The organism is Sporobacter termitidis DSM 10068 (assembly GCF_900130065.1).
GTDB classification, from domain to species: Bacteria; Bacillota; Clostridia; order Oscillospirales; family Oscillospiraceae; genus Sporobacter; species Sporobacter termitidis.
In genome coordinates this window covers 222,760-235,007 of record NZ_FQXV01000001.1, presented here as the reverse complement: position 1 = coordinate 235,007, position 12,248 = coordinate 222,760, and the positions used below count along the sequence as shown (strand labels likewise).

Here is a 12,248-nt window from a genome sequence, read left to right as displayed (position 1 = left end):
GATGAATTGCTGCAACAACGATAACGATCATAACAATAGCAATACCGATAGCGGACACAAACACCGCGGTCATATGGGGCACCTGTGGATGATGCTTTTATGCTGCGGCGCGCCCATGATCCTGCTGGCGGTTATATCGCTGCTGGGATCGAGCATTCCGGGCCTGAGGACGACGCTCGGCGCCGTTATTCCGTATCTCTGCCCGATCATGATGATCGCAATGATACCGATGATGTTCAAAAAAGATAAAGGAGACGATCAGGGCGCGGACGGACGCCGTCTGGAAGCTCCGGCGGATCAGAAGCAGGATTCCGGATATCCCAAATAAAAGCGGAATGACACTGAAACAGCGGGCCACGTTTTGCGGCCCGCTGTTGTTTGCTTTCCCACAGGTCCGATACGCGGAACGCCGTGGTCACAGAAACAGCCCGGTTCAACGTATTGAACGGGCTGTTTCCAAAAAGGGGAGGGATATGAAATAGGATGGATAAAAATCTATTTAAAAAGCAAAAGGCTTTTGCTGTCGCGTCTGTTCTATGAACTTAAGATAAACCATCGATATGGAAAATCTGTGAAGACAATGAAAATAATTTATGAACAAGCGTCCGCGCCGGCCCGGCGCCGCGTTTCATTCCCAATCTGGGATTTGCCTGTAGAAAATAACTATAATTTCCATAATGTTGACAGTAAAAAATGTCGATGATATGTTGTCACTGTAGAAAATCCCGTATTTACAGTGATGGAAGAGGTAAATGAGTGAAAGACCAGCCACAAACAGAGATGATGGATTCGTATATACTGGCGGATACGGAGAGGGTACTGGATGCCGATGACGCGTTTTTTGCCATGACGGGCTATACAAAAAATGAGGTCCTCGGCCTGCGCGTCGAGGATGCTTTTGTCAAATTGCTGAAGCTTCATCCGTCTGACTACACTAGGCTGCGGACCGAAAACGCCGTATCGGGCTATCTGTTCACAAAGGACTGCGTGGCGAAATATGCCTCGCTGACGATAAAGCCGCTGGCGAACCGCCGGATGGCGATCGAGTTCCGCCATGCGCCCTATGTCCTGCAGAATAATGAATTTGCGTTTATCGAACAGTTTTTCGCGGACGACCATATCAGCGCGGCGATTTACAGCGTTCCCGGCTACCGGCTGCTCAAGGCCAATAAAAGCTACCTGAAATATTTTGACGCTTCCCGCCGGGGATTCAGGCGCTATGCCGGCCGGGCCGCAGGGGAGCTGGGCGTATACGGCGGTCAGGCGGAGGCGCTGCTGGATCAGGTCCGTTCGGCAAGAAAAGTGCTGAATTTTGAGGAAAAGGAGATTTCTACGGTATATGGCCGTGCCTTTTTGAACTACACCATCATACCCGTCATTATCGACGGGACGCTGAAGTATATTTTTGAAACCTCAAAGGACGTTACGGACAGCGTCCTCCTCAGGAAAAGCAGGGAAGCGCAGGAAGGAGAGATCAGAAAGCAGAAGGAAAAGCTCGAAGCGATCCTGGATAACATGTCCGACCAGCTCATTGTTGTCAGCCGGGATGGCTTTTATGAGCTGTTCAACAAGGCGGCCAGAGAGAAGTTCGACCCGATCTACGGCCCGACGGAAAAGCTGTGGGACGCTAAAACCGACGTCAGATATTACGATATGAATAATAACAGGATATTTCGCGGCGATTTGCCCATCAGCAGGGTCCTTGAGGGAGAAAGGTTTTCAAGATTCCGTTTTAAAATAAGGCATCGGGAGACCACCGTACTGGAGGTCAACGCGGCGCCCATCCGCGACGACGAGGGCGAGGTTGTCAGCGGCGTTCTCTGCTGCCGGGATATCACGGAGCACATGGAACTGGAGCAGGAGCTCAGAGAGAGCGAGCTCCACCTGAGGATGGCGGCGCAGGCCGCCGCCCTAGGGACGTTTACGTACGACCTGATCACAAAGGAGGGCCGGTGGTCGCCCACCTTCAAGCGTATCTTCGGCATCGATAAGATTGACGGCAGCAAGATCGATTTCGAGTTCCTGCTGACCCTGACGCATCCCGACGACAGGCAAAAGCTCCTCCCGGCGATGAAAAAAGCCGGCGACCCCAGACACGGCCTGATTGATCTGGAAAGCCGGATTATTCTCCCGGACAAATCGGTACGATGGATTCGCCTGAAGGGCCAGACGTATTTTTCGGAGGAATCGATGCCGCGCCTGGCCGCGGGCGTGATTATCGACATGACGGACGAGGTGGAGGCCGCTGAGAACCTGCGGAAAATCACGCAGGAGCTGCAGAATATCATTGACAATACGGACGACCTGATATTCTCGGTCGACTCGGCGTATAAAATCGTCCTGTTCAATAAGGCCGCCGAGAACTATTTCCTGGCCAATTACGGAGAGGGCTTCTGGCGCGGCAAGAGACTTTGCGACATTTCGCATGCTGAGCTCCGGCAACGTCTGTCGGAAATGTGCGTCAGAGCCATGGAGCATGGTAAATATCAAATTGATCTCCGCGCTCTGAGCTGCGATCACGTCATCTGCTTCACACTGAATCCGGTATATCTCCATGGCGAGGCCGTTGAGGTGTCCGTCTACGGGAAGGATATTACCGAGCGCAACCGCACCGAACACGAGATAGTCCGCAAAAATACGACGCTGGAGCTGCTCGTCCAGGAGCGGACGCGGGAACTGCAAAATTCAATGAAGGACCTGCAGGACATCTCCATGGCCGTCTCCCACGAAATGAAAACGCCGCTGCGGGAGATCGAGTATTACGCCAAACAGATACTGGAGCACCGCGATGTTGAGCTGAACAGTCAAAAGATGATCCGCTTATGCCATGATAAACTGAATATGATCGATAAGCTGTTCCGGTATTCTGTCACAACGGGGGCCAATGTCAATAAGGAAACCTTCAATATCAAAAAGATGATCCAGGCGGTGCACGAGGAACTGAGGTCGAATATGCACCTGAAACGCGCGGTACTGGATTTTGAAACGGGGCTGCCCCCGGTCAGCGCCGACAAAGCGCTGATGCGGCAGGTCCTGAGCAACATCATTTCAAACGCGCTGAAATTTTCGTCGAAAAGAGAAGCGCCGCAGCTGTCCGTCGGCTGCAGGGAAGAAAACGGCGAATATGTTTTTTATTTCAGGGATAACGGCGCCGGCTTCTGCGGGGAATATGCCGATAAGCTGTTTTCCGTTTTTGAGCGCCTGCACACGGAAGAGGAGTTCGAGGGCAGCGGGATCGGGCTGGCCATCGTGAAAAATATCATCAAACGCCATGGAGGCAGAACATGGATAAAGGGCGAAGAGGACATCGGCGCGACAATGTACTTTACGCTGCCGGTGCCGGACAGGGGCTGAGATATGCTGAGCGCGATGATCGTGGATGATACCGAATTTACCCGGAACGAGCTCAGGGATCTGGATATCTGGGGGGAAAAGTCGGGCTTTTCGATATCGGCGGAGGCCTGCAACGGCCGGGACGCGCTGCGGGCTCTGCAAAAGCAGCCCGTCGATCTCGTGATCACCGATATCAGGATGCCCGTGGTCGACGGGATCAGCCTGACCAAAACGCTTCTGGATGAGAAGCTGTGCAAGTGCGTTATTTTGATGAGCCAATTCAGCGATTTTGAATATGCGCGCAAGGGTATACAATCCGGTGCCTTTGAGTATCTGCTCAAACCGATTGAACGGGATGCTTTGCTGGCGACGCTCCAAAAAGCGTCGGCGTATATCAGCGAGAGAAATAATGAGCTGCAGAAGATAAACTACGTCGATCAGGTCCTGAAGACCCAGGATCATTATCCGTATGAGCAGTTTAAAATCCTCGTTAAGAGCATCAAAGAGGACGGCGATTCCGCCGCCGTTGCCGCCGATATCTTCGAAGTTATCTGGCTGAAAACGGATTCCGACCTGATGAAATCCATCTATTATCTGAACAGGGTGCTTCAGGACGTGGCCAAAGCCGTCTGCGCCGAATTCCCGTGGGCCAAAAAGCTTGCAAGGCCGACCGCTGCGGGGAGTATAAACTTTTCATCCATCCGCGGCAGCGGCGATTTAAAAGCCGCCTTCATCGGCCATATCCGGGCAATAAAGGCGTTCATATTGAAATATGAATTGAGAGGCGGCGACAACGGCATTATTAAAACCGTCTGCAGATATGTCCTCGAAAATATCGACGCGCCCATGTCTTTGGGGTTCCTGTCGAGGAAGCTCTTTGTCTCCAGCTCCTATTTGAGTTTTCTTTTTAAAAAGAAAACCGGCATCAATCTCATCGAGTATATAACAACCGTAAAGCTGGAAAGGTCAAAGGTTTTGCTGGAGGAGGGCGTTTTGAAAAATTACGAAATCGCCGACATGGCAGGCTTCAGCATGGAGTACTATAGCAAGCTCTTTAAAAAGACTTATGCGGTATCTCCAAACCAGTATCGAAAAATCGCCGCCGGAAAAATTTGAATTTATCGGGAAACGAAAGTACGCCGCGAAGTCAGGGACAACCAAAGCGCAATACCAATAGGCCCCCATGAATTTTACCTCAATTGCATATTAAAGCGATGGTTTTGTGCTCTTATTATCTATAGAAATGGCTGGAAAATATGAACGCACAAAAAAATACATCTGAAAACTCAGATGTATTTTTTCGTACTAAATCATGGCCGACCGGTAGGTTCGGCGGTTACTCCACGGTGACGGATTTGGCGAGATTGCGGGGCTTGTCGATGCTGCAGCCGCGCATGAGCGCCACGTAATAGGCGAACAGCTGCATGGGGACGACGGCCAGGGAGGGGAGCAGCACCTCGTGAATATCCGGGATGGTGATGATATTGTCGGAGGTGTGGGTGACGTGGTTAAGGCCGCTCTCGGTCGTGAGGGTCAGAATTTCGGCCCCGCGGGACTTGACCTCGACGATGTTGCTGACAGTCTTGTCGACGAGCTTGATGTAAGAGGCCATGGCGATGACGAGCGTGCCCTCCTCAATAAGGGAGATCGTGCCGTGCTTGAGCTCGCCGGCGGCGTAAGCGTCGGAGTGGATGTAGGAGATCTCCTTGAGCTTTAAGGATGCCTCCAGCGTGAGGGCATAGTCGATGTTGCGGCCAATGAAGAAGATGTTTTCCTTATTGAAATAGATCGAGGCGAGATACTGGATGTGCTCCTTGAGCTTCAAAGCTTCCTCCAGTGCAGACGGCAGCGCCTGAAGGCCGTCTACCAGCGACGCGTACGCCGCGCTGGTGATCGTGCCGCGGGACTCGGCCAGAACCAGCGCGATCAGGTAGGTGACGGCCAGCTGCGTCGAATAGGCTTTCGTCGTCGCCACGGCGATCTCCGGCCCGGCCCAGGTATAAAGGCAGTAATCCGACTCGCTGGCGATGACGCTGCCGACGACGTTGACGATGGACAGCACGCGCGCGCCTAATTTTTTCGCCTCGCGCATGGCGGCGATCGTATCGGCCGTGGTGCCGGACTGGCTGATGCAGATGACGAGCGTCGACGCGTCCACCAACGGGGATGCGTACCGGAACTCCGAGGCCAGCACCGCTTCCACCGGGATGCGCACGAGCTTTTCCATATTATATTTGGCCACGACGCCCACATGATACGCCGAGCCGCAGCCGACGATGTAGATCCTGCTGAGGCCCTTGATGTAATCGGGTTCGAGCTCAATGTCGTCCAGAATGATCCTGCCGTCCTTGATGCGCGGCGACAGCGTTTTGCGGACGGCCTCGGGCTGCTCCATGATCTCCTTGAACATAAAGTGCTCGTAGCCGCCTTTTTCGGCCGCAGAGATATCCCAATCCACGCGGGACGGCTCTTTTTTGACCACTTCCAGGTCGCAGCTGTAGATTTTGATATCCTTGGGCGAGATGACGGCGATCTCGTCGTCGGCCAGGTAATAGATGTCCCGGGTGTATTTGAGCACGGCGGCCACGTCGGACGCCAGAAAATTCTCGTCCTGGCCGATGCCGAGGATCAGGGGGCTTTCCTTGCGCGTGGCCAGCAGCAGGTCGGGGAAGTCCTCGCAGATGATGCCGAGAGCGTAGGAGCCCTCCATACGCAGCGCCGCCTCCGATACGGCCTTGACGATATCGCCTTTATAGAAGTATTGGATGAGGTTGACAGCCACCTCGGTATCCGTCTCCGATTTGAACTCGATGCCCTTGGAGATGAGCATCTCGCGGAGCTTCTGGTAGTTTTCGATGATGCCGTTATGGACGAGGGCGATTTTGCCGTTGCAGCTGACATGGGGATGCGCGTTTTCGTCCGAGGGCTTGCCGTGGGTGGCCCAGCGGGTATGGCCGATGCCTGTGGTGCCAGGCGTCAGGCGGCCGCCGTCGATCTTTTTGCTCAGGTCGTCGACAAAGCCCTTCGCCTTGGTGAGACGAAGCTCTCCGTCAGCGCTGACGACGATGCCGGCGGAATCGTAGCCTCTGTATTCAAGTCTTTTAAGCCCCTCAAGCATGATCGGGGCCGCTTCCTGCTTTCCCGTGTATCCGACGATACCGCACATATGCAGAAAACCTCCTTTATGTCGGTAGGGCGCTCTGCTCAGAGCACCTCGATAATGCGTTTGACAGCGTCCTTTGTCGCCTCAGCGTCACCAAAGGCCGTCACCCGGATGTAGCCCTCCCCGGCCGGACCGAAGCCGGCGCCGGGCGTCGTGACGACGCAGGCCTTTTTCAGCAGCAGGTCGAAGAAGCCCCAGGAGGGGATGCCGCCCGGCGTTTTCGCCCAGATGTAAGGCGCATTGACGCCGCCATAGGCGGTGATGCCGGCCTTTGAAAAACCGTCCAGGATGACCTTGGCGTTGTTCAGGTAATAGGCGATGGTCGCCTTTGTCTGCTTTTGGCCCTCGGGGGAGTAGACGGCCTCCGCCGCCCGCTGGATCACATAGGGCGCGCCGTTATATTTTGTATTCTGGCGGCGTATCCAGAGGGACTTGAGCTGGACGCCGCCCCGGACAAGGGCACTCGGGATGACCGTATAGGCGCAGCGCGTCCCCGTAAAGCCCGCAGTCTTCGAAAAGCTGCGGAACTCGATAGCGCACGTCTCGGCGCCGGGTACCTCATAGATGCTGTGGGGGAGCGAGGAATCGGTGATAAAAGACTCATACGCGGAGTCAAAGAGGATGATGGCCCCATGGGCGTTGGCGTAATCCACCCAGACCTTCAGCTGCTCTTTCGTGGCGGTGGCGCCTGTGGGGTTGTTGGGCGAGCAGATATAGATGATATCGGGCACCTTTTTCGGCAGGGCCGGGAAGAAGCCGTTGGCCTCGGTGCAGGGGAGATAGATGAGATTGGACCATATCCCGTCGGCGCCCACCGTGCCGGCACGGCCGGCCATGGCGTTGGTGTCCACATAAACGGGGTAGACCGGGTCGCAGACGGCGACGACGTTGTCCACGGAGAAGATATCGCCGATGTTGCCGCAGTCGCTTTTGGCACCGTCGGAGACAAAAATCTCATCGGGCCCAATATTCACGCTACGGGCTTTGTAATCGTGCTCGGATATGGTGTTTCTGAGAAATTCATAGCCGCTGGAATCGTCCATGTAGCCTCTGAACGTCTCCTTGTTCGACATCTCGTCCGTCGCTTTATGCATGGCGTCGATGACGGCGGGGCAGAGGGGCTGCGTCACGTCGCCGATGCCGAGGCGGATGAGCGGTTTCGGCGGGTTTTCCGCGGAAAACGCCTTGACACGCCGGCTGATTTCAGGGAACAGATATCCGCCGGGAAGCTTCAGAAAGTTGTCGTTAATCTTGACCATATGTAGTTTCTCCTCCAAGCATGATTAAGAAATCGGTTTTATCGGCAGGGCAAATGCCCTGTATGGCGCTGGCCGCGCGGGTGGGGTTATATTTCTCCGTCGAAGACGAATTCGGCAGGGCCGGTTAAATAGACGCGGCCGCTTTGCTCGTTCCACTCGATATCCAGTTCCCCGCCGAGAAGGATCACTCTGGCGCGGCGCCGGCATTTGCCGTTGAAGACGGCGGCCACGAGCGACGCGCAGGCGCCGGTGCCACAGGCGAGGGTCTCCCCGCTGCCGCGTTCCCAGACGCGCATTTTAAGCGTTTGGTTATCGACAGGCTGGACGAACTCGATGTTGGCGCGCTGGGGGAACATCGGGTGGTTTTCCAGCGGCGGGCCGATGCGGGGCAGCTCGAGGGACGCTACGTCCTCCACAAACGTCACGGCGTGCGGGTTGCCCATGGAGACGCACGTCATCCTATACGTTTTATCGCCGGCCGTCACCGACTGATCGACGAATTCCGGCGTGTCACAGATCACGGGGATATCGGCGGCGCGGAGCACCGGCGCGCCCATATCGACGCGGACTGTTTTGACGGTGCCGTCTTCAACGCTCAGGCAGAGTGTTTTGATGCCCGAGAGGGTCTCCAGGGTGAGCTCCGTCTTGCCGGTCAGACGGCGGTCATAAACGTATTTGCCGATGCAGCGGGTGCCGTTGCCGCACATCCGGCCCTCGGAGCCGTCGGCGTTGAACATGCGCATTTTGAAATCGGCCACATCGGACGGGCAGATGAGGATGAGCCCGTCGCCGCCGATGCCAAAATGGCGGTCGGAGAGCTTTACCGCCAATGCGGCGGGGTCTTCGACCGTTTCCTCAAAGCAGTTGACGTAGATATAGTCGTTGCCGGTGCCCTGCATTTTTGTAAAATTCATCCGCAGCACTTCCCCTCGTCGTCGTCCACAACGGCAATCGGATAATTTTCGGTGAAGCAGGCGTCGCAGAAACCGCATTTGGCGTTGGGCGCGATCTTGTGCAGGCTCTCGACGCTCAGAAAGCCAAGGCTGTCGGCGCCGATGATTTGGCGCATTTCCTCCGTGGTGTGATTGCAGGCGAAAAGCTCTTTTCTGGACGGAATATCCGTGCCGAAATAGCAGGGGCTGATGAATTTGGGCGCGGAGGAGAGCATGTGCACCTCCGTGGCGCCGGCCTCCCGCAGCAGCCTGATGATCTGCCCCGACGTGGTGCCCCGGACGACAGAGTCGTCAATCATGACCACGCGCTTGCCGTTCACCGTGGCGCGGAGAGGATTGAGCTTGAGACGGACGGCCATTTCGCGGCTGGCCTGGTCGGGCTTGATAAAGGTCCGGCCCACGTAGCGGTTTTTGACGAACCCGTCGTTGAAGGGGATACCCGACGCCAGCGCGTAGCCTTTCGCGGCGACGAGGCCGGAGTCCGGCACGCCGATGACCACGTCGGCGTCGACGGGGTACTCCTCGGCCAGGCATGCCCCCGCCAGCATCCGCGAATCGTGGACGCTCTGCCCGTCGATAATGCTGTCGGGCCGGGCAAAATAGATATATTCAAAAATACACAGATTTGACTGGTTGCCGAAGCTGTCCTTCAGGCTTTTCAGCTCGCCGTTCTGAACATAGACGACCTCGCCGGGTTCCACGTCGCGGACGAAGGTGGCGCCGACGCTGTCCAGCGCGCAGCTTTCCGAGGCAAAAACAATCGCGTCGCCGCGCCTTCCGATGCAGAGGGGCCGGAAGCCCCACGGGTCGCGCGCGGCGATCAGCTTTCGGGAGGACATGACGACGAGAGAATATGCACCGTAGAGATGGCTCATCGCCCTCTTGACGGCCTGCTCGACGCTGCCGCTGTGCAGGCGCTCCTGGGCGATGATATAGGCGATGACCTCGGAATCCGTCGTGGTGTGGAAAATGGCGCCCTTATATTCGTATTCCCGCTTGAGGTCCTCGGTGTTGACGAGGTTGCCGTTGTGCGCCACGGCCAGGGAGCCCTTGACGTACTTGAGCGTCAGCGGCTGGGCGTTTTCCCGGCGGGAGCCGCCCGTTGTGGAGTAACGGACGTGGCCGATGGCCATGGTACCGTTCAAGTCGTTGAGGACCCGCTCCGAGAAGACGTCGCCCACCAGGCCGGAGTCCTTGTAGCACGTCAGCTCCAGATTGTTGACGGCGGCGATGCCGCACTGCTCCTGACCGCGGTGCTGCAGGGCGTAAAGACCGTAATACGTACTTTTTGCACAGTTCCCGGCAGCGTCATAGATGCCGAAGACCCCGCATTCTTCATGTATGGCCATACGTTTCTCCTTGAATGAATCTTTCCGGCCGCGCCGGACATAACATGCGCTGTCGAGGTTATACTACTATCTGCGTAAAACTCAGACAGGTGTGATATTGTTGGCAATAGCGATTATCAGAACTCTCATATTGTACGCGGCCATCGTCGTCTCGCTCCGGATCATGGGCAAACGGCAACTGGGCGAGCTGGAGCCGGCGGAGCTTGTCGTGGCCGTTTTGATCTCCGACCTGGCCGCGCACCCTTTGCAGGACATCGGAACGCCGCTTTTGTACGGGTTGATCCCCGTCCTGACGCTTTTATGCTGCGAGGTGCTGATCACGGCGGGCGTCGTCAAAAGCATCCGGTTCCGCGCGTTCATCTGCGGCAAGCCGAACGTGATCATCCATCAGGGCAAGATCATCCAAAAGGAAATGAAAAAGAACCGGATGACGCCGGACGAGCTTTCGGAGCAGCTGCGGAAAAAAAATATCGTCGACATCAGCACCGTCAAGTACGGTATTCTCGAAACGGACGGCACGCTGTCGACGGTGCTCTATACGGATCAGGCGCCGCTGACGCCGAAGCAGATGAACCTGCCCACGAACGACGTGGGCTATCCTGTCATCGTCATCAATAACGGCAGGGTGATCAGCGATAACCTGCAGAAGATGGGCTTTAACGAGGTCTGGCTGAAAAAGCAGCTGAAAAACAGGAATATCGCCGCGCCCCGGGACGTCTACCTGATGACCGTGGACGAATCCAGCCGCATCTATTTTGCTGTAAAGGATAATTGTCAATGAAAAAGGAAATCTTCATCGGCTGTTTCCTGGTCCTCATGCTGGCGGCGGCCATCGTCAACATCCATTTCCTGACGAAGCTGACGGACAACGTGGTAAACCTGATCGAGGATTCGGAAAAATACGCCGGGCAGGGCGACTGGGAGACGGCCGAAAAAAAAGCGGAAGAAGCGGCCCGGCTGTGGTCCGACAGCGACACATACACGCATCTGGTGCTCCGGCACCCGGAGGTGGAAACGGCAATGGACGCCATCTACGGCTTCATGGAGGAGATATACGCCAAAGAGGAGGGCGCCGCGAAAGGCGCCGCCGAAGCGGCCATTTCTCGGATGCAGAGCATATCCGCCATCGAGCAGATCAAAATCGGCAGTATCTTCTGACCGGCGCTATTTGTCGATCAGGAGCTTGTTGAGCTCCTCCATAAACGTGTTGAGATCCTTGAACTGCCGGTAAACAGACGCGAAGCGGACGTAGGCGACCTCGTCCAGCGTCTTCAGCTTTTTCATGACGAGCTCGCCGATGGCGGCGGACTCGATCTCGCGCTCCAGCGAGTTCTGCAGCTCCTGCTCGATCTCGTCTACTGCGCGCTGCAGATCGGCCAGGGCTACGGGCCGCTTTTCACAGGCCCGGAGCATGCCGTTTAAGATTTTCATTTTATCGAAGGTCTGCCGGCTTCCGTCTTTTTTAATGACGATCAGCGGCACGCGCTCCATGATTTCATACGTGGTGAACCGCTTCTGACAGGAGAGGCACTCGCGGCGGCGCCGGATCGTGGCGCCTTCCTCGGCAGGTCTCGAATCTATGACGCGGCTTTCAGAATAACCGCAATATGGACATTTCATGTTGTGGCCTCCGATCTGTATTTATAAGCGCGCGAGCTTGCAAGTCCGGCTGAATGAAATAATATTTATTATAACACAAAACCTGGTGCTGTGTACATAAAAAAAGCAGGGGTATGCCACAAAAAACGAGGCATACCCCTGCTCATTTTAGATAACTTGTCAGATGCCGGCGCTACTGGCACAGCCAGTCGCTGACCACGTCGCTGACGGCCACGGGGGTCACCAAATGATCGGATAAAAGCTTGATCAGGGAGAAGATTTCGTTTTTGCTGAACGTTACGTCCGACACGATTTCCGTTTCGCCGGTTTCAACGATCGTCACTCCGGCGCCGTAAATCTCGCACGCAAAGTCATTGGCAAAATCTTTAAGGTCATTGACGACGATGTAATACACAAGTGTGTTGTTCTGCCCGGGGTGAAGCATCGCGTTTTTTCTGCAAATCTCCATATGACGCATCGTATACAACTCCTGATTGTTTTTGATGACCATATGAAAATTATGGCATAACAAAACGCGGATGACTACGTAAACATTTCGTAAAAAATCGACGGTGTACGACGGATGCACAAA

General features: G+C 55.5%; 11 protein-coding genes. 5 read left to right on the top strand and 6 right to left on the bottom strand.

Annotated elements, in window-relative coordinates:
- The first annotated feature begins 1 nt into the window (after position 1).
- The 3 genes from BUB60_RS01115 to BUB60_RS01105 all read left to right on the top strand — a co-directional run bounded on the left by BUB60_RS01115 (position 2) and on the right by BUB60_RS01105 (position 4,449).
- The gene (locus BUB60_RS01115; protein WP_073075801.1) at positions 2-328 is read left to right on the top strand and encodes a hypothetical protein; all 327 of its coding nucleotides are present in this window, start codon (positions 2-4) and stop codon (positions 326-328) included.
- Between the two features lie 428 nt (positions 329-756).
- Complete coding sequence (locus BUB60_RS01110; RefSeq protein WP_143162236.1) at positions 757-3,354, top strand: PAS domain S-box protein; 2,598 nt, start codon at positions 757-759, stop codon at positions 3,352-3,354.
- Between the two features lie 3 nt (positions 3,355-3,357).
- Positions 3,358-4,449 carry a response regulator transcription factor gene (locus tag BUB60_RS01105; RefSeq protein ID WP_073075799.1) on the top strand — a complete coding sequence of 364 codons (1,092 nt, stop codon included), beginning with the start codon at positions 3,358-3,360 and terminating at the stop codon, positions 4,447-4,449.
- 220 nt (positions 4,450-4,669) lie between these two features.
- Here the strand turns inward: BUB60_RS01105 and glmS are convergent, their stop codons facing one another.
- The 4 genes from glmS to purF all read right to left on the bottom strand — a co-directional run bounded on the left by glmS (position 4,670) and on the right by purF (position 10,057).
- A complete protein-coding gene (gene glmS / locus BUB60_RS01100) occupies positions 4,670-6,499 on the bottom strand; it encodes a glutamine--fructose-6-phosphate transaminase (isomerizing) (RefSeq protein ID WP_073075798.1) in 1,830 nt (609 codons plus the stop codon).
- A gap of 38 nt (positions 6,500-6,537) precedes the next feature.
- Positions 6,538-7,755 (bottom strand): LL-diaminopimelate aminotransferase, encoded by a 1,218-nt coding sequence (locus tag BUB60_RS01095; protein ID WP_073075797.1) that lies wholly within the window; start codon positions 7,753-7,755, stop codon positions 6,538-6,540.
- Between the two features lie 86 nt (positions 7,756-7,841).
- Positions 7,842-8,669: a diaminopimelate epimerase gene (dapF, locus tag BUB60_RS01090; RefSeq protein WP_073075796.1), complete on the bottom strand. Its 828-nt coding sequence runs from the start codon at positions 8,667-8,669 to the stop codon at positions 7,842-7,844.
- Complete coding sequence (gene purF, locus BUB60_RS01085; protein WP_073075795.1) at positions 8,666-10,057, bottom strand: amidophosphoribosyltransferase; 1,392 nt, start codon at positions 10,055-10,057, stop codon at positions 8,666-8,668. The genes dapF and purF overlap by 4 nt, the downstream gene beginning before the upstream one ends.
- Before the next feature lie 100 nt (positions 10,058-10,157).
- Here purF and BUB60_RS01080 point away from each other — a divergent pair, with 100 nt between their 5' ends.
- Both BUB60_RS01080 and BUB60_RS01075 read left to right on the top strand, forming a co-directional pair.
- A complete protein-coding gene (locus BUB60_RS01080) occupies positions 10,158-10,838 on the top strand; it encodes a DUF421 domain-containing protein (RefSeq protein ID WP_073075794.1) in 681 nt (226 codons plus the stop codon).
- The gene (locus BUB60_RS01075; RefSeq protein ID WP_073075793.1) at positions 10,835-11,215 is read left to right on the top strand and encodes a DUF4363 family protein; all 381 of its coding nucleotides are present in this window, start codon (positions 10,835-10,837) and stop codon (positions 11,213-11,215) included. The genes BUB60_RS01080 and BUB60_RS01075 overlap by 4 nt, the downstream gene beginning before the upstream one ends.
- 6 nt (positions 11,216-11,221) lie before the next feature.
- On the opposite strand, the gene nrdR is transcribed toward BUB60_RS01075, so the two are convergent.
- Positions 11,222-11,677, bottom strand: coding sequence for a transcriptional regulator NrdR (gene nrdR / locus BUB60_RS01070; protein ID WP_073075792.1), 456 nt, complete (start codon positions 11,675-11,677; stop codon positions 11,222-11,224).
- Positions 11,678-11,849: 172 nt separating this feature from the next.
- On the bottom strand, positions 11,850-12,125 hold the full coding sequence (locus tag BUB60_RS01065; protein WP_143162235.1) for a DUF6514 family protein: 276 nt from the start codon (positions 12,123-12,125) through the stop codon (positions 11,850-11,852).
- Positions 12,126-12,248: the final 123 nt, after the last annotated feature.